This is a genomic window from Flavonifractor sp. An4, assembly GCF_002161755.1.
Classification (GTDB): domain Bacteria; phylum Bacillota; class Clostridia; order Oscillospirales; family Oscillospiraceae; genus Flavonifractor; species Flavonifractor avicola.
Genome location: NZ_NFIL01000002.1, coordinates 70332 through 85944 on the forward strand (window position 1 = coordinate 70332; position 15613 = coordinate 85944).

A 15613-nucleotide genomic window follows, 5' to 3' on the forward strand; every position below is an offset into this window, starting at 1 on the left:
ATGCCAATCAATTCCGAGCTTCCCCTGCTGGGGATGGTGGCGGCCGCTCTGGTGGTGGCCTTTCTGGTGGCGCTGATTGCCACGCCGGTGGTCAAGAGCCTGGCCTTTAAGGTGGGCGCGGTGGACGTACCCAAGGATAACCGCCGGATGCACGATCATCCTATTCCCCGGATGGGAGGCCTTGCCATTTTTCTGGGCTTCCTGCTCAGCGTACTGATTTTTCTGGATCTGAACGCCCAGATGCGGGGTATGCTGCTGGGCGCCACCATTATCGTGGTGCTGGGTATTTTTGACGATATCTACGCGCTGGGAGCCAAGCTGAAGTTTCTCATCCAGATTGGTGCCGCCCTGGTGGCGGTGCTCTCCGGCAACGTCATCGAGACCCTGTCCAACCCCAACGTCTTTTCCTCCAACCTGTACTGGGACCTGGGTTGGCTGTCCGTCCCGGTGACCGTGCTGTGGATTGTGGCCATCACCAATGCCGTCAACCTGATCGACGGCCTGGACGGCCTGGCCTGCGGTGTGTCTACCATCAGTTCCATGACGCTGCTGGTCATCGCCCTGGTGGTCAGCGAGGGGGACGTGGCCCTGCTTATGGCCGCTCTGGCCGGCGGCTGTATCGGCTTTCTGCCCTACAACATGAACCCCGCGAAGATCTTCATGGGAGACACCGGTTCCACCTTCCTGGGCTATATCCTGGCGGTGGTGTCGGTCAACGGCCTGTTCAAGTTCTATACCATTATCTCCTTTGCTGTGCCCTTCCTCATGCTGGGCCTGCCCATCTTTGACACCTGTTTTGCCTTCATCCGCCGCATTGCTCACGGCCAGAGTCCCATGCACGCCGACCGCAGCCACGTCCATCACCGACTTATCGACATGGGCTTCAACCAGAAGCAGGCGGTGGCGGTGCTCTATATCATCAGCGCCATTCTGGGCCTGTCCGCCGTGGTGCTCACCACCAGCGGCCCGGTGAAGGCCATGCTGCTGCTGATGGCCCTTTGCTTTGCCGGCGCCATTGCCGGACATATCTTCCTGAGCAATAACCGGAAGGATATGGAGAAGGGAAAAGCATCTGAGGAGCAGACGGAAGAAAGTCCGGAGGAGGAGCAGAAATGAAAGAGATCCGTGTTATGACCATCTTCGGCACCCGGCCGGAGGCCATTAAGATGGCTCCCCTGGTGCAGGAGCTCCAAAGCCGTCCGGGCATCACTTCCATCTGCTGCGTCACCGCCCAGCACCGCCAGATGCTGGACTCCGTGCTGGACATCTTCCATCTGAAGCCGGACTACGACCTGAATATCATGGAGCCCCGGCAGACCCTGTCCACCATTACTACCAAGTGTCTGCTGGGCATGGAGGAGGTGCTGGAGCAGGCCAAGCCCGACCTGGTGCTGGTTCACGGCGACACCTCCACCACCTTTGCCGGCGCTCTGGCCGCCTTCTACCATCAGGTCAAGGTTGGCCATGTGGAGGCCGGCCTGCGGACCTGGGACAAGTACTCCCCCTTCCCGGAGGAGATGAACCGCAAGCTGGTGGGCGATATTGCCGACCTGCACTTCTGTCCCACTAGGAGCAACGTGGCCAATCTGGCCCGGGAGGACATCACCGGCGGGGTGTTTATCACCGGCAATACCGTTATCGACGCCCTTAAGACAACGGTTGTAAAGGATTATCACTTTGCGACTGAGCTGCTCAACCAGCTGGACTATGAGCATAAAAAGATCATTCTGGTCACCTGCCACCGGCGGGAGAATTACGGCCAGCCCATGGCCAATATTATGACCGCCCTCCGCCGGGTGGCGGAGTCCTTTGAGGATGTGGAACTGGTGTATCCGGTCCACCTGTCTCCCGTGGTGCGGGAGGCGGCGGCCAAGTACCTGTCCGGCCACCAGCGCATCCACCTCATCGATCCTCTGGATGTGGAGGAGATGCACAACCTGATGGCCCGGTCCTATTTGGTGATGACCGACTCCGGCGGCTTGCAGGAGGAGGCCCCGGCCCTGGCACGGCCTGTGCTTGTCCTGCGGCGGGAGACCGAGCGGCCCGAGGCCGTGGAGGCCGGTACCGTCAAGATCGCCGGTACTGAGGAGGAGACCATCTTCCGTATGGCTTCTGAGCTGCTGACCGACGAGAAGACCTACCATGAAATGGCCCACGCAGTCAACCCCTACGGCGACGGCTTTGCCTGCCGCAGAATTGTGGATGCTATCGAGTGGCAGTTCGGCCTGAGAAGTGATAAGCCGGAGCAGTTCGGCGTTTAAGTGAGTTCGCAAACGGATCAGATCCCTTGGTCGAGCCTGAGGAGGGAGCGGCATGGAACGGCGCAATCGGAATATTCTGGTGGTGCTCATCGGCATCGTCATTACCGTTGCCATGCTCTCCAGCTTTGGACTCGGCCTTTTTTCACCTGATACTGCCAAGATCCAACTGCCCACCCCGGCGGCCAGCCAGTCACAGGAGCCGGTGGAGGAGGAGGAGTACGTACGGGTGGAGATCACCACTGAGACGGTACAGTATGTGGTGGAGCACACCCTGACTCGGCCGGAGAGCTACGGACGAAGCGTGACCATTGAGGACTTCTGGGGGGATGGCCAGAGCGGCGTTACCCACGCTACCGTGTGGGTGGATGATGGCTGGACCCACACCACTGCCACGCTGCCCGGAGGTACCGTCCGCCATTCCATTGTAGGGGATGATCAGTTCTGGCTCTGGTACGAGGGGAATAGCCGGGTGCTTACCGGGGCGGCGGATGAGGACTCCGCCGATCTGGAAGGTCAGCGTATCCCCACCTATGAGGATGTGCTCAAGCTGAAGCAGTCGGATATTGCCGATGCCGGCTATGAGGATAAAGAGGGCGTCTCCTGCATCTTTGTGGAGACCGTGCCTGACAGTCAGGGTTATGTAGAGCGATACTGGATCTCCACGGACAGCGGCTTGCTCTCCTGTGCGGAAACCAGGCTGGAAGGTCAGCTGATTTATCGGATGAGCGCCTTTTCGGTGGACCGGCCCGTGCCGGAAAACGCATCCTTTGTGCTGCCCGATGGCACGGTGCTCCACGACCCGAGTTAATTGAGTCCCAACAGTAACACCAGAGCCAGGGTGATGACCAGCTCCATATCGTCGCCCTCCAGAAAGAGAAAGAGAAGGATGAGCAGAAGCAGCACATCCCCGGTGTCCAGACTGTCCAGCTTCAGGCTTTTCAGCAGCTCACCCAGCGCGCCCGCTTTCTTTTTGCCCCCCGCCTTTGGGGGGCGCTTCTCTTCCCGGGGCGGGGGAGAGGGGGCATCCTCCTGGGGTATCCTGGTATAGGAGGTGCCGTTGGGGATGTAGCGGTTATACATCGTCCTCCTCCTCTCCGCGGTCACGGAACATCCGCAGCGCTGTCCGGATCACCCGGGTAAGCCGGACGATGCGGACGGCCTGATCCATCTTTTCCTGCCGCTCCGGCTTGAGAAAGGGCTTGAGTGCGGCCAACAGGGCAGTCTTTTTATCGTCCTGGGCGGAATACTCCGACAAAAGCCCCATCCCCATCCGCAGCAGCCTGGGGTCCAGCCCGTCCAGGGCGGACAGGGGGGAGGGAGTGTCGCTCTCTGCCGGCGGCTGGTCGGCCGGTTCAGACTCCGGTTCTGCCGCGGGCTGTTCGGATGCCTGCTCCTCCTGCTTGCCCGAGAGGGACTGGGCCAGGGACATGATCTGTTCCATGGCTTGGGGATTGCCCAGGATCTGGTTGAGTTGTTCTTCCAACTGGGCCACGGGCCATCCCTCCTTGTCGTAAAATCAGTCCTGTTTGGGAGCGGTTTGATTGAGACGTTCCACCAGTTTGGCGCCCTCCGGGTTCTGCATCACCTGGCGCACCATGGCCAGCAGATCCTTGGTATCCCCCAGAGCGGCGGAAGCTGCGGCGGTTTTCAGCTTGCCGCCGGCATTTTGATTGAGCAATTCCATCAGCCGCTGGGCGTCCGGGGAGTGGATCACCTGCTCCAGCAGGGCCCGGTTGTGCTCCAGGGCGGCGGTGGGATCGGTTTTGTTCTGACCCATATCATCAACTCCATCCCTAATATATAGTGGCGTTCACTTCATTATATGTACCGCCCTTGAGAAGGTGATTGTATGAAACTGCTGATTTTTTCTGATTCCCATGGCAATGTGGCCAATATGGAGGATGTGGTGCGGCTGGAGAGTCCTGATCGCATCCTCCACCTGGGGGATTTGGCCCGGGACGCCGAGGACCTGGCCGCCAAGTTCCCCAACATCCCGGTAACCTACGTCCCCGGCAACTGCGACGGACGACGGCCCGACCTGCCGGAGGAGCGGGTTTTTACCCTGGAGGGCTGTAAGATTCTGATGACCCACGGCCACATCTACCATGTGAAGATGGGTATGGGAATGGCGGTGCGGGCGGCCAGGGAAGCAGGGGCCCATCTGCTGTGCTTTGGCCACACCCATGAGGCCTTCTGCGAGTTTGAAAACGGGATGTGGATCGTGAATCCCGGTTCGGTTGGTACCTTTGGACCTCACACCTACGCTGTGGCTGTCCTGGAGGATGGCGGCGCGGTGTGTTACCTCAGTCATTTATAAGAGAAGGGAAGGATGGCTATGCTGCTTGCGGTGGACGTGGGCAACACCAATATGGTGTTCGGCATTTATGAGGGGGCGGAGCTAAAGGGCAGCTTCCGCACCATGACGGACAGCGACCGCACCTCTGATGAGCTGGGGCTGCTGGTGTGCCAGTATTTCCAGCGCTTTGGCCTGGAGCTGGACCAGATCGAGGATGTGGTGATCGGCTCGGTGGTGCCCCAGGTGATGCACACCCTTACCAACGCCATGAAGAAGTATGTGGGCAAGACCCCTCTGGTGCTGGACGACGGTCTGGACCCCAGGCTGCCCTATGTGCCCTGCGCCAGCGAGGAGCGGCTGGGGCCAGACCGGGCGGCGGCGGACATCGCCGCTATGGCCAAATACGGGACGCCCCTTATTGTGCTGGACTTCGGTACCGCCACAACCCTGGACGCGGTGAGTCGGGACGGGGTGTACCTGGGCGGCTGTATCACCGCCGGGGTACGGGTATCTATCGACGGGTTGTTCCAAAAGACTGCTTTGCTGCCCCGGGTGGAGCTGGTGAAACCGGCCACCGTGCTGGGCACCACCGCCGTGGGCCAGATCCAGGCGGGAGCGGTGATGGGTTATATCGGAGCCATTGAATACCTGATCCGTCAGGCCAAGAAGGAGATCGGCGAGCCGGACGTGAAGGTGATCGCCACCGGTGGGCTGGCCCGGATGGTGGCGGACAATACCGACCTCATCGATGTGGTGGACCCCCAGCTGGTGCTGGACGGCCTGCGCATCATCTATGAGCGGGAAAAGAAACACTAAGAAAAAGCGGTAGGCATTGCATTGCAGTGCCTACCGCTTTTTTAAAAAAAGGCGTGCCGCAGTGTGCGGCACGCCAAATGTGAGGTTTTGATTCAGTTCATCTGCTTGCGGCGGGACAGGTTGATGGTGCCGTCCTGCATGGAGTCCACGTCGTCCAGGCTCTTGCCGGTACCGTAGGCCACGCAGGAGATGGCGTCGTCGGCCACATGGGTCTCGATGCCGGTATGAGACTCGATCAGCTTGTCGAAGCCCCAGACCAGGGAGCCGCCGCCGGTCATGACAATACCGTTGGTGGAGATGTCGGCCACCAGCTCGGGGGGGGTGCGCTCCAGCACGCCGTGGATGGCCTCCAGGATGCGGGTGGAGACCTCCTCGAAGGCCTCGATCATCTCGCTGGAGGACACGGAAAACACACGGGGCAGGCCGGTCATCAGGCAGCGGCCCTTAATCTCCACAGTCTGCTCCTCGGGGCGGGGGAACACGCAGCCGATCTGCATCTTCAGCTCCTCGGCGGTGCGCTCGCCGATGAGCACATTGTGCTTGCGGCGGATATACTTGACGATGGCCTCGTCGAACTGGTCTCCGGCAATCTTGATGGAGGTGGACTCCACAATGCCGGACAGGGAGATGACGGCAATATCGGTGGTGCCGCCGCCGATGTCCACGATCATATGGCCGTCGGGCTTGGCGATGTCGATACCGGCGCCAATGGCGGCGGCCACGGGCTCCTCAATGAGATATACCCGGCGGGCGCCGGCCTGGATGCCGGCGTCGATGACGGCGCGCTCCTCCACCTCGGTGATGCCGGAGGGAACGCAGATGACGATACGGGGCTTGAAGAGCCGGAAGGAGGTCACCTTGCGGATGAACTCCTTGAGCATCCGTTCGGTCATGTCGTAGTCGGAGATGACGCCCTCCCGCAGGGGACGGATGGCCACGATGTTGCCGGGGGTACGGCCCAGCATCTGCTGAGCCTCGGTGCCCACTTTGAGCAGCTTGCCCGTATTTTTGTCAATAGCCACCACGGAGGGCTCCCGCAGGACCACGCCCTTGCCCTTTACATAGACCAGGATAGAAGCAGTACCCAGGTCGATACCGATATCTTTACTGAACATACCTGCACCTCGACGTTTTACTCTGTATGATGAATGGTGATGACTGACCAGAAAGCCAACTCAGTCAAACAAGACTGGATGCAATGCCCCAGTCTGAATCCTCTATATTATACAGAAGTATGCCCGCCATTTCAACGTAAATTTCCGCTAATTTTCTGAATTTTCCCGGCAGATGACCGGTCAGACCGCCTATCTGGCCCGGGCAAGGGCGGCGCACACCACATCCTCTGCCCCCATGGTACGCAGGGTGCGGGCGCATTCGGACAGGGTGGAACCGGTGGTTACCACATCGTCAATGAGCAGGATCCGCTTGCCTGCTACCAGCTCCGGGTCCACCGGGGTATAGGCGCCCAGTACATTGGCCCGGCGCTGGGCATCCTCGGTGATGCCGGACTGGGGATCGGTATTCCGCTCCTTCCGCAGGGTCTCCACCGCCACATCTCCCAGCTCCAGAGCGGCGGCGCTGGCCAGCAGGAAGGCCTGATCATAGCCACGCTCCCTCTTTCGCCGGTCGGAGAGAGGCACCCAGGTGATGAGATCGTATCGCCCGTCCAAATGATCATGGACACACTGGGCCACCAATTTGCCGTATACTTTATGATAGCCACGGCGTCCTTTGAATTTGTACCGGTGGATGGAATCCCGCACCTTAGCCTGATAGCGCAGCGGCGCGGCACACAGAGAGAAAAATTCCCCTGTCAGTTCCGCTTCGCCGTCGGTGAGCCAGGGCAGTTCCCGCTGGCAGCGCCGGCAGAAGCCGCTTTCGCCGGAGTCCAGCACCTTCCCGCAGAACACACACTTGGGCGGGAAGAGCAGGTCCAGCACAAAGCCCAGCGGCCCGCTCATTTTGATCCCTCCGCCGGAATCGGCCCGTGCTCCTTTTCAAATTCCCGGATGCAGCTTTGGATCAGATAATGCGCCTGTCCATTGATGGTTCTGCCCTCATAAGATGCGATGTACCGCAATTTCTGATGGATCTCAGGCGTGACCCGTAAGCCAATGTGTTTGACTTCTTTTCCCATGTCTTTCACACCTCCATCCTGCTTTGCGTGCGATTGCACGCATCCTGGATATATAGTATGAAAGTTTGCATGGAATATGGGAAAGTGCACAAAATTGCACGCACAAAATTCGACTAGATGGGATGGGCGGGCGGGTGTGGGCGCCCGCCCCTACAAACAGACTTCCAAGATTGATGTAGGGGCCGATGTCCTCATCGGCCCGTCCCCAGGGGGGTACATCCAATAGGGGGGAGACCGCAGTCTCCCCCCTGATTGGTCGTTTTAAGGAGAGGGGATTTCAAAGGGGAGAGGGAAATCGAAATCCCTCTCCCCTTTGACGGTTCTTTGGTGCCTTTCTGTCCGCACAGAAAGGCACTCGCCCAACAGGGCGAAACTATTTGGAACTAATCGGCTTAATCTCCAACGCTCTTCTGAAAATGGTCGCACCAGGGCCGCAGGGTACAGTTTTGGCAGTCGGGCCGCCGGGCCACGCACACCGCCCGGCCGTGAAGCACCATCCGATGGCAGAAGTCGCTGGATTCCTCCGGGGGAAGGATCTTACGCAGCTGCATCTCGGTTTTAACCGGGTCCTTGGTGCCGTCGGTGAGGCCCAGCAGGCCGGTAATGCGGATGCAGTGGGTATCTGCCACCACCACGCCGGGGGTCTTATATACGTCGCCCAGGATCAGGTTGGCGGTTTTGCGGCCCACGCCGGGCAGCTTCAGCAGGTCCTCCATATTGTCGGGCACCACGCCGCCGTACACATCCACCAGCATCCGGGCGGCGGCCACGATGTCCCGGGCCTTGGCCCGGAAGAAGCCGGTGGAGTGGATGTAGGTCTCCACCTCGCTGACGTCGGCCTCCGCCAGAGACTCCAGGGTGGGGAAGCGGGCGTACAGGGCGGGCGTGACCATATTGACCCGCTCATCGGTGCACTGGGCAGCCAGACGGACGGCGAAGAGCAGCTCATAGGGCTTGGGATATTGCAGGGAACACAGGGCGTCGGGGTAGAGGCGCTTGAGCTCCTCCACAATGGCAATGACATCCTGATGGTCTTTCATAGGATCACCTCGTTAGACAATATAACACACAACGCAGCAAAAAACGAGAGGGTTTTTCCTATGGTGACGATTGTAATTTTGGGAATCATCCGGTATAATGAGTTAAATCGCTAAAATTTTGAAAGGTGGCGACAGACATTGGTCAAGGATATCATGGAGTTTCTTACCGCCCAGGACCCGGAGGTAGGTCAGGCCGTTGAGGCGGAGTACGCCCGGCAGCAGCGCAACATTGAGCTCATCGCCTCTGAGAACTTCGTCAGCCAGGCGGTGCTGGCCGCGGCGGGCACGGTGCTCACCAATAAATATGCCGAGGGCTATCCCGGCAAGCGGTACTACGGCGGCTGCCAGTGCGTGGACGTGGTGGAGGAGATCGCCCGCAAGCGGGCCTGCCAGCTCTTCGGAGCCGACCACGCCAATGTGCAGCCCCACTGCGGCGCCAACGCCAATTTCGCGGTCTATCAGGCTCTGTGCGAGCACGGCGACACCGTGCTGGGCATGGATCTGGCCAACGGCGGCCACCTGACCCACGGCTCTCCCGTCAACTTCTCCGGCAAGAACTACAACATGGTGGCCTATGGGGTCAACGAGCAGGGCTATATCGACTACGACCAGGTCCGGGATCTGGCCAAGAAGCATCAGCCCAAGATGATCCTGGCCGGCGCTTCCGCCTACCCCCGCGTCATCGACTTCAAGACCTTTGCCGACATCGCCCATGAGGTGGGAGCCTACCTCTTCGTGGATATGGCTCACATCGCCGGTCTGGTGGCCGCCGGGCTCCATCCCAACCCGGTGCCCTACGCCGACGTGGTGACCACCACCACCCACAAGACCCTCCGGGGACCCAGAGGCGGCATGATCCTGTGCAAGGAGGAGCTGGCCAAGAAGATCGACTCCGCCATTTTCCCCGGCAGCCAGGGCGGCCCTCTGGAGCACATCATCGCCGCCAAGGCGGTGGCTCTGGGCGAGGCCCTCAAGCCCGAGTTCAAGACCTACCAGCAGCAGATCGTGAAGAACGCCGCCGCTCTGGCGGACGCCCTGCTGAAGGAGGGCTTCGACCTGGTGTCCGGCGGCACCGACAACCACCTGATGCTGGTGGACCTGCGGCCTGCCCACCTCACCGGCAAGGAGATGGAGCACCGGCTGGACGAGGTCAACATCACCGTCAACAAGAACGCCATCCCCAATGACCCCGAGAAGCCCTTCGTCACCTCCGGTATCCGGGTGGGTACTCCCGCCGCCACCAGCCGGGGCTTTGTGGAGGAGGACATGAAGGTCATTGCCCAGGTCATGTGGCAGACCGCCACCAACTTCGAGGACAACCAGGAGAACCTGCGTGCCCAGGTGGCCCAGCTCACTGCAAAATACCCCCTGTACGAATAAGCACTATTTACAAGGCCGCCTTCGGGCGGCCTTGTTGCGTTTCTCCTTATTTCTGCTTGACAGTTCAATTGATATGTGGTAAATTTATCACAAGATGAGCGAAATACATCACATAAAAGAGGAGGGAATGAGATGCGGTCCAAACGATGGTATGGACTGATCGGCTTACTGTCTCTGCTGGGTTTTGTGGGGGTATTTACACCGGAGCGAGCCTTCCTGGGCTTCTTTGCGTTTGCGGTGGACTTCCAGTATTTTTTCATCCGGGCGGATGAAATGGAGACAGGACGCATTCAGCGCTCCGCCGCCCTGGGCTTTTTTGCGGGCATGACGGTTTCTGTAGCGGCAGCCCTTGGGTGTTTACTGCTGGGGGATAGCTCTAAAGAAGGGCTGTATCCGGCCTTTGCCATGGGCTGGGGCGTGGCGGTGGCGGTATATGCCCTGTCCGGATTTTGGTGGAGCTGTAAAGAATGGTGGTACACCCGGACATGATATACAATCGGATCAAGGAACATAGGGCCCGGCTGAACCTCAGTCAGGAGGAGCTGGCCAGGATAGTGGGGGTCCGGCGGGAGACTATCAGCAATCTGGAAAAGGGGAAGTACAATCCTTCTCTGGTACTGGCCTGGAACATTGCTCAAGTATTTGGCGTATCCATTGAGGAGGTCTTTACCGTTACAGAGGAATAGATGCAGTTTCTCTTTAAGGTCAATCAAAGGTATGCTAGAATGGAGTGGAAGTAATTCTGCTCCATTCTGCTTTATAATGTTGTTTCTAAAATTTTTATAAAAATCCTGTCACAAATGCCCCGGCTGAAGTGTTTTTGTAGTAGAATACCATTAGAGAGTCTAAATAGAAAGGAAGGTCATGCTCATGAAACGGATTGCATCTCTGGCCCTTTCCCTGGTACTGCTGCTGGGCTGTCTGCCCGCTGCCATGGCGGTGGAGGACGGCCCCTCTCCCTGGGCGGAAGAGGAGGTGAGCCGTGCGGTGGAGGTTGGCCTGGTGCCCCAGTCCCTTCAGGAGGATTGGCAGCAGCCTATGACCCGAGGCGAGTTTGCCATGATGGTCATCCGCTATCTGGCCGTGACCTATGACCGCACCGATGAGCAGCTGGTCAACGACTATATGACCTACTGCCCCGACCGCAACGGCGAATTCTGGGGGGAGGAGGACTTCGGCGACGGGCTGACTTGGTGGCAGCGGTTCTCCGACGAGAAGAGCGGCTCCTGCTTCACAGATCTGCCCACGGGAGAGCAGCGAGGCTATATCCAGGCTGCCTACCACATGGGCCTGGTCAACGGCAAGGGGGACGGCACCCTCTATGACCCGGAGGGTACCATTACCCGGCAGGAGGCGGCCTGTCTGTTGGCCCGGGTCTATCAGAAGCTGGACCCGGAGGACCATCGGATTGCGCTGTACAGCGGCTATACCGACTATAGCGAAATGGCCACCTGGGCCATAGACAGCATTGCTTCTGTGGTGGGACTGGACATCATGGGAAGCACCTCTGCTTCCGCGCTGACCTTTGACCCGCTGGGCACCTACAGCCGGGAGCAGGCGGCAGTTACCTTCCTGCGGCTGTATGAGGACGCCCCGGTGAGTGCCGCCAAGGGCAACGTGATCAAGCTGGAGGAGGCGGCCTATCAGCAGGAGCTGTGGGAGGTGTTCCACAAGGGTGACCCCGGCACCAACATCCCGGGGTTCCAGGCAGATACGCCCTGGGGCACCGTCCTGGCCATCCGCCACCGGAACATGATGCATTTTTCCGAGGAACTGCTGGTTATTTACCGGGATGGACGGGTGCAGGTGCTGTCGGCGGCCAAGATGGGCTCTGACTGGTCGGTGAACGACAGCCAGGACACGTTTTCTTACACGGTAGACGGGGTGCAGTACCAGCTGGACCTGACAACCAGGCAGGTGACTCAGCGCTCCGGGAGCTGAAACATCCCGTGGGACGGGAATTTTCCCGCCCCGTTCCCTTTACGAATACTCGAACGCGTGTTAGAATGGAGCGGAAGTAATTCCGCTCCATTCTGCTTGGACTGAGGAAGGAACCTCCGGGGTTAAGGTTTCGGAGGGAAAGATAGTGTGAAAGAAAACCGTCAGGGTTGTCTTTCGCATTCAGTCAAATACATTTTGAACCTTTGTGAAAGGTTCAAAATGGCATGGAGCGGAAGTAATTCCGCTCCATTCTGCTTTTAAGGGAGGTCGTTCCCATGACATACCGGCCTTTGGCGGACGAGACCCGGCCCCAGTCTCTGGACGAGGTGGTGGGCCAGCGCCACATATTGGGGGAGGGAGGGCTGCTCCGCCGCATCATTGAGGGAGGCAATATCCCCAATCTGGTGTTTTACGGCCCATCGGGCACCGGCAAGACCACGGTGGCCAACATCATCGCCAAGCGCACCAACCGACCCCTCCACCGGCTCAATGCCACCACCGCCTCCATCTCCGACATCAAGGAGATTATGGCTCAGATCGGCACCATGCTGGCCCCCGACGGGGTGTTGCTCTATCTGGATGAGATCCAGTACTTCAATAAAAAGCAGCAGCAGTCCCTGCTGGAGTTCATGGAGAACGGCAAGATCACCCTCATCGCTTCTACCACCGAGAATCCTTACTTCTATGTCTACAACGCGGTGCTCAGCCGCTCCAGCGTCTTTGAGTTCAAGCCCCTCACTGCCGCCGACGTGCTGCCTGCCGTGGAGCGGGGCATCAGGCTCATGGGGGAGCGGCTGGAGGGCGAGGTAGTTTGCGAGGAGGGCGTGAAGGAGCATATCGCCTCCGCCTGCGGCGGGGACGTGCGCAAGGCCATGAACGCGGTGGAACTGCTCCTCAACTCCGCCAAGCGGGAGCAAGGAAAGCTCCTTGTCACTTTGGCCGATGCTCAGACGGTGGCCCAGCGCTCTGCCATGCGGTATGACCGGGAGGGGGACGACCACTACGACATTGCCTCCGCCCTGATGAAGTCCCTCCGGGGCTCCGACCCGGATGCCGCCTGCCACTATCTGGCCCGGCTGCTGGAGGCGGGGGACCTGATCACCGCCATCCGGCGGCTGCTGTGCTCGGCCAGCGAGGACGTGGGCATGGCCTATCCCCAGGCGGCCCTCATCGTTAAGGCTCTGGTGGACAACGCCCTCCAGCTGGGTCTGCCTGAGGCACGGCTGCCGTTGGCCCAAGCGGCCATCCTGCTGGCCACCGCCCCCAAATCTAACTCGGTGTACAAGGCTATTGCCGCTGCCCAGGCTGACATCCGCAAGGGCAAGACGGGGGACTATCCCCGGCACCTCCAGAACGTCCACGCCGATTCGGCGGGGATGGAGCGGGAGCAGGGGTACCTCTACCCCCACGATTTCCCCAACCACTGGGTGAAACAGCAGTACCTGCCCGACGCCCTGGCGGGCAGTCACTATTATCAGTACGGAGACAACAAGGTGGAACAGGCTGCCAAACGGTACTGGGACGCCATCATGGGGGACAAACCCTAAATCGGGTTGTCCGCATAAACCGCCGCTCTGCCGCATATAGATAGCCCACACTCATACAGAAGGGATGCGGGCCGGCATGAGAGAGCAGCGAAGCAGGGTTGCCAGCAGAAGAACGGGACAAAAGAAGGGAAAAACAGTGCTGGGCCCACGGGAGAGGCGGCGGATCACCCAGCTGGTGGTCTGTCTGGCACTGTTTTTGGCGGTATTTATCGGAAAAGGGATCTTCCCGGAGCGGATCGCCGACCTGCGGGAGCAGGTGCTGGGCCTGCTGCGGGGAGACACGGATTTTCAGGCGGTCTTTGCCGACCTGGGCCAGTCTATCTCCAAGGGAGAGCCGATGTTGGATACCCTGGGGGATGCCTGGAGCCAGATGCTGGGCAGGGAGGAGGCCAAGCCCAGCGGGGCGGCGGGGGAGAACGCCCTCTATGCTGCCCAGGCTGCCTGGCTCAGCGGCTTTGGCCGTCAGGAAGGCACCGGGACCCTGGGGCTGAAGATTGACCCCCAGGCTACCCCGGCGGTGGCCGCCACACCGGCGCCCCAGCCGGAGGTCACCCCAGAGCCGACTCCCACTCCTGAACCGGCGGTGGAGCACGTGGACTATACCGGTCCCGCTCTGCCGGACAACACCTCCATGGATAAGTACCGGCTGGATGTGGGGGAGACAGTGAGCCCGGTGATGGGGGTGCTCACCTCACCCTTTGGCTGGCGGGAGCACCCGGTGGACGGGGAGGAGAAGTTCCACAACGGGGTGGATCTGGCAGTGAACACCGGCACCCAGGTCAAGGCCTTTGCCGACGGGGTGGTAGACTATATCGGCGACGACCCCGATCAGTACGGCCTCTATCTCCAGATCAGCCACGCCAACGGGGTGAAGAGCTTTTACGCCCATTGCAGTCAGCTGCTGGTCAGTCAGGGCCAGACGGTGAAGGCAGGGGACACGGTGGCCCTGTCCGGCGACACCGGCAACACCACCGGACCCCATTTGCATCTGGAGCTGCGGTTCAACGGGGTGCGGATCAATCCCATCTACTATATCGAGACCAACTGAATGAGATGGGGGCGTGTGGAGATCACGGCAGGGGCCCTGCTGCTGTGGGCCCTGCTGTACTATCTGGACAGCGGGGGGGTGGTGCCCCAGGCTTTGGCGGCCTGCGCCCTCCATGAGCTGGGCCATTATGCCGCCATCCGGCTGCTGGGAGGCAGAGTGGCCCGGCTGAAACTCTCCTGCGTGGGGGCGGAGATGGCCCTGTCTGCACGCTGTCCCCTGGGCCCCGCCCGGGAGCTGGCGGCCGCCCTGGCCGGACCGGCGGTCAATCTGCTGTGCGCCTGGCTCTGTTCAGGACTGGGGGAGGCCTGGTGGTGCTTTACCGGCCTTCATCTGGCTCTGGGCCTGTTTAATCTGCTGCCGGTGGGGCCGCTGGACGGAGGCCGGGCGCTGAGCTGCCTGCTGACCCTGGCGGGCAGGGAGGACTGGGCACAGCCGGTGGTGGGCCTGCTTTCCGTTGGGCTGTCCATGGGCCTGACTATGGGGGCTCTGCTGCTGTGGCGGGTAGGGGAGGGCAACCTGACCTTGCTGCTGGTTGCTCTGTGGCTGTCCGCCATCCCGCTGCGGAAAACCAAGAAAAAATGAAAAATCTGCTTGCAATTTGTGGTGGGGCATGATATAATACCTCGGACTCAATAAAGGGCGGTCCTCTGCGGCTGCTGTCCAGAGAAGGACGGCGGGAATATGGCCGGTAAGAACGCCTATCAACAGGAGGAAAATCAAATGGATCTTATGCAGGCTTTCAGCGCCAAGTATCAGAAGGCTGAGCCCCCCGTGGCCAATGTGGGCGACACCGTCCGTGTGCACGTGCACATCAAGGAAGGCAACCGCGAGCGTATCCAGGTCTTTGAGGGCACCGTGATCGCCAAGAAGCACGGCGGCATCGAGGAGACCATCACTGTTCGCCGCGTGTCCTACGGCGTCGGTGTGGAGAAGGTGTTCCCCATCCACGCTCCCGCTGTGGACAAGATCGAGATCGTCCGCAAGGGTAAGGTGCGCCGCGCCAAGCTGTATTATCTGCGTGACCGCGTGGGTAAGAGCGCCAAGGTTAAGGAGCGCATCTAATCGCATTGGATTTATCCGAAAAAGGAGAGAGGCAGCTGCCTCTCTCTTTTTTTATGTCTAAAAGTGGTTAGAATATGCAAACTAT

General features: G+C 60.0%; 20 protein-coding genes. 13 read left to right on the forward strand and 7 right to left on the reverse strand.

Features of this window, described 5'->3' with window-relative positions; genetic code table 11:
- From B5F94_RS01480 to B5F94_RS01490, 3 genes are read left to right on the forward strand one after another with little or no spacing between them, the layout of a single operon-like run.
- Positions 1–1116: an MraY family glycosyltransferase gene (locus B5F94_RS01480; protein ID WP_087326956.1), complete on the forward strand. Its 1116-nt coding sequence runs from the start codon at positions 1–3 to the stop codon at positions 1114–1116.
- A complete protein-coding gene (wecB, locus tag B5F94_RS01485) occupies positions 1113–2261 on the forward strand; it encodes a non-hydrolyzing UDP-N-acetylglucosamine 2-epimerase (RefSeq protein ID WP_087326958.1) in 1149 nt (382 codons plus the stop codon). Before B5F94_RS01480 ends, wecB begins: the two co-directional genes overlap by 4 nt.
- A gap of 52 nt (positions 2262–2313) precedes the next feature.
- Positions 2314–3069: a hypothetical protein gene (locus tag B5F94_RS01490; RefSeq protein ID WP_087326961.1), complete on the forward strand. Its 756-nt coding sequence runs from the start codon at positions 2314–2316 to the stop codon at positions 3067–3069.
- Here the strand turns inward: B5F94_RS01490 and B5F94_RS01495 are convergent.
- Genes B5F94_RS01495 through B5F94_RS01505 form a run of 3 tightly spaced genes read right to left on the reverse strand, consistent with a single transcriptional unit; the run spans position 3066 to position 4038 of the window.
- Positions 3066–3341: a hypothetical protein gene (locus tag B5F94_RS01495; protein WP_087187876.1), complete on the reverse strand. Its 276-nt coding sequence runs from the start codon at positions 3339–3341 to the stop codon at positions 3066–3068. The genes B5F94_RS01490 and B5F94_RS01495 overlap by 4 nt on opposite strands.
- On the reverse strand, positions 3334–3753 hold the full coding sequence (locus B5F94_RS01500; RefSeq protein WP_087326964.1) for a hypothetical protein: 420 nt from the start codon (positions 3751–3753) through the stop codon (positions 3334–3336). Before B5F94_RS01500 ends, B5F94_RS01495 begins: the two co-directional genes overlap by 8 nt.
- Positions 3754–3777: 24 nt before the next feature.
- Entirely contained in the window at positions 3778–4038 is a 261-nt protein-coding gene (locus B5F94_RS01505) for a hypothetical protein (RefSeq protein ID WP_087187878.1), read from the reverse strand.
- Positions 4039–4110: 72 nt separating this feature from the next.
- Between B5F94_RS01505 and B5F94_RS01510 the strand changes: the two genes are divergently transcribed.
- Together B5F94_RS01510 and B5F94_RS01515 are read left to right on the forward strand one after the other, a co-directional pair.
- Positions 4111–4578 (forward strand): metallophosphoesterase family protein, encoded by a 468-nt coding sequence (locus B5F94_RS01510; RefSeq protein ID WP_087326967.1) that lies wholly within the window; start codon positions 4111–4113, stop codon positions 4576–4578.
- A 12-nt stretch (positions 4579–4590) separates the two neighbouring features.
- Complete coding sequence (locus B5F94_RS01515; RefSeq protein WP_242965532.1) at positions 4591–5373, forward strand: type III pantothenate kinase; 783 nt, start codon at positions 4591–4593, stop codon at positions 5371–5373.
- A 92-nt stretch (positions 5374–5465) separates the two neighbouring features.
- Here B5F94_RS01515 and mreB read toward each other — a convergent pair whose 3' ends face one another.
- The 4 genes from mreB to nth form a co-directional block, all read right to left on the reverse strand.
- Positions 5466–6488, reverse strand: a complete 1023-nt coding sequence (gene mreB / locus B5F94_RS01520) for a rod shape-determining protein (RefSeq protein WP_087326973.1) — start codon at positions 6486–6488, stop codon at positions 5466–5468.
- Positions 6489–6677: 189 nt separating this feature from the next.
- On the reverse strand, positions 6678–7334 hold the full coding sequence (locus B5F94_RS01525) for a ComF family protein (protein WP_087326976.1): 657 nt from the start codon (positions 7332–7334) through the stop codon (positions 6678–6680).
- The gene (locus B5F94_RS01530) at positions 7331–7510 is read right to left on the reverse strand and encodes a hypothetical protein (protein WP_087187882.1); all 180 of its coding nucleotides are present in this window, start codon (positions 7508–7510) and stop codon (positions 7331–7333) included. The genes B5F94_RS01525 and B5F94_RS01530 overlap by 4 nt, the downstream gene beginning before the upstream one ends.
- A gap of 392 nt (positions 7511–7902) precedes the next feature.
- Positions 7903–8550 carry an endonuclease III gene (gene nth, locus B5F94_RS01535; protein WP_087187883.1) on the reverse strand — a complete coding sequence of 216 codons (648 nt, stop codon included), beginning with the start codon at positions 8548–8550 and terminating at the stop codon, positions 7903–7905.
- 138 nt (positions 8551–8688) lie between these two features.
- On the opposite strand from nth, the gene glyA reads away from it, so the two are divergent.
- The 8 genes from glyA to rplS all read left to right on the forward strand — a co-directional run bounded on the left by glyA (position 8689) and on the right by rplS (position 15528).
- A complete protein-coding gene (gene glyA / locus B5F94_RS01540; protein WP_087187884.1) occupies positions 8689–9930 on the forward strand; it encodes a serine hydroxymethyltransferase in 1242 nt (413 codons plus the stop codon).
- A 132-nt stretch (positions 9931–10062) separates the two neighbouring features.
- On the forward strand, positions 10063–10419 hold the full coding sequence (locus B5F94_RS01545) for a DUF3796 domain-containing protein (RefSeq protein WP_087326979.1): 357 nt from the start codon (positions 10063–10065) through the stop codon (positions 10417–10419).
- Complete coding sequence (locus B5F94_RS01550) at positions 10416–10616, forward strand: helix-turn-helix transcriptional regulator (protein ID WP_087327209.1); 201 nt, start codon at positions 10416–10418, stop codon at positions 10614–10616. The genes B5F94_RS01545 and B5F94_RS01550 overlap by 4 nt, the downstream gene beginning before the upstream one ends.
- 184 nt (positions 10617–10800) lie before the next feature.
- Positions 10801–11871 carry an S-layer homology domain-containing protein gene (locus tag B5F94_RS01555; RefSeq protein ID WP_158100234.1) on the forward strand — a complete coding sequence of 357 codons (1071 nt, stop codon included), beginning with the start codon at positions 10801–10803 and terminating at the stop codon, positions 11869–11871.
- A gap of 275 nt (positions 11872–12146) precedes the next feature.
- Positions 12147–13418, forward strand: coding sequence for a replication-associated recombination protein A (locus B5F94_RS01560; protein ID WP_087326986.1), 1272 nt, complete (start codon positions 12147–12149; stop codon positions 13416–13418).
- A 136-nt stretch (positions 13419–13554) separates the two neighbouring features.
- Complete coding sequence (locus B5F94_RS01565) at positions 13555–14466, forward strand: M23 family metallopeptidase (protein WP_242965533.1); 912 nt, start codon at positions 13555–13557, stop codon at positions 14464–14466.
- Entirely contained in the window at positions 14467–15048 is a 582-nt protein-coding gene (locus B5F94_RS01570) for a site-2 protease family protein (protein ID WP_087326992.1), read from the forward strand.
- A gap of 138 nt (positions 15049–15186) precedes the next feature.
- On the forward strand, positions 15187–15528 hold the full coding sequence (gene rplS, locus B5F94_RS01575; RefSeq protein ID WP_087187964.1) for a 50S ribosomal protein L19: 342 nt from the start codon (positions 15187–15189) through the stop codon (positions 15526–15528).
- The last annotated feature ends 85 nt before the right edge of the window (positions 15529–15613 follow it).

Coding starts and splice junctions, on each gene's coding strand:
- B5F94_RS01480 (WP_087326956.1), top strand. CDS start 1: ATGCCAATCAATTCCGAGCTTCCCCTGCTGGGGATGGTGGCGGCCGCT.
- wecB (WP_087326958.1), top strand. CDS start 1,113: ATGAAAGAGATCCGTGTTATGACCATCTTCGGCACCCGGCCGGAGGCC.
- B5F94_RS01490 (WP_087326961.1), top strand. CDS start 2,314: ATGGAACGGCGCAATCGGAATATTCTGGTGGTGCTCATCGGCATCGTC.
- B5F94_RS01495 (WP_087187876.1), bottom strand. CDS start 3,341: ATGTATAACCGCTACATCCCCAACGGCACCTCCTATACCAGGATACCC.
- B5F94_RS01505 (WP_087187878.1), bottom strand. CDS start 4,038: ATGGGTCAGAACAAAACCGATCCCACCGCCGCCCTGGAGCACAACCGG.
- B5F94_RS01510 (WP_087326967.1), top strand. CDS start 4,111: ATGAAACTGCTGATTTTTTCTGATTCCCATGGCAATGTGGCCAATATG.
- B5F94_RS01515 (WP_242965532.1), top strand. CDS start 4,591: ATGGCTATGCTGCTTGCGGTGGACGTGGGCAACACCAATATGGTGTTC.
- mreB (WP_087326973.1), bottom strand. CDS start 6,488: ATGTTCAGTAAAGATATCGGTATCGACCTGGGTACTGCTTCTATCCTG.
- B5F94_RS01525 (WP_087326976.1), bottom strand. CDS start 7,334: ATGAGCGGGCCGCTGGGCTTTGTGCTGGACCTGCTCTTCCCGCCCAAG.
- B5F94_RS01530 (WP_087187882.1), bottom strand. CDS start 7,510: ATGGGAAAAGAAGTCAAACACATTGGCTTACGGGTCACGCCTGAGATC.
- nth (WP_087187883.1), bottom strand. CDS start 8,550: ATGAAAGACCATCAGGATGTCATTGCCATTGTGGAGGAGCTCAAGCGC.
- B5F94_RS01545 (WP_087326979.1), top strand. CDS start 10,063: ATGCGGTCCAAACGATGGTATGGACTGATCGGCTTACTGTCTCTGCTG.
- B5F94_RS01550 (WP_087327209.1), top strand. CDS start 10,416: ATGATATACAATCGGATCAAGGAACATAGGGCCCGGCTGAACCTCAGT.
- B5F94_RS01555 (WP_158100234.1), top strand. CDS start 10,801: ATGAAACGGATTGCATCTCTGGCCCTTTCCCTGGTACTGCTGCTGGGC.
- B5F94_RS01560 (WP_087326986.1), top strand. CDS start 12,147: ATGACATACCGGCCTTTGGCGGACGAGACCCGGCCCCAGTCTCTGGAC.
- B5F94_RS01570 (WP_087326992.1), top strand. CDS start 14,467: ATGAGATGGGGGCGTGTGGAGATCACGGCAGGGGCCCTGCTGCTGTGG.
- rplS (WP_087187964.1), top strand. CDS start 15,187: ATGGATCTTATGCAGGCTTTCAGCGCCAAGTATCAGAAGGCTGAGCCC.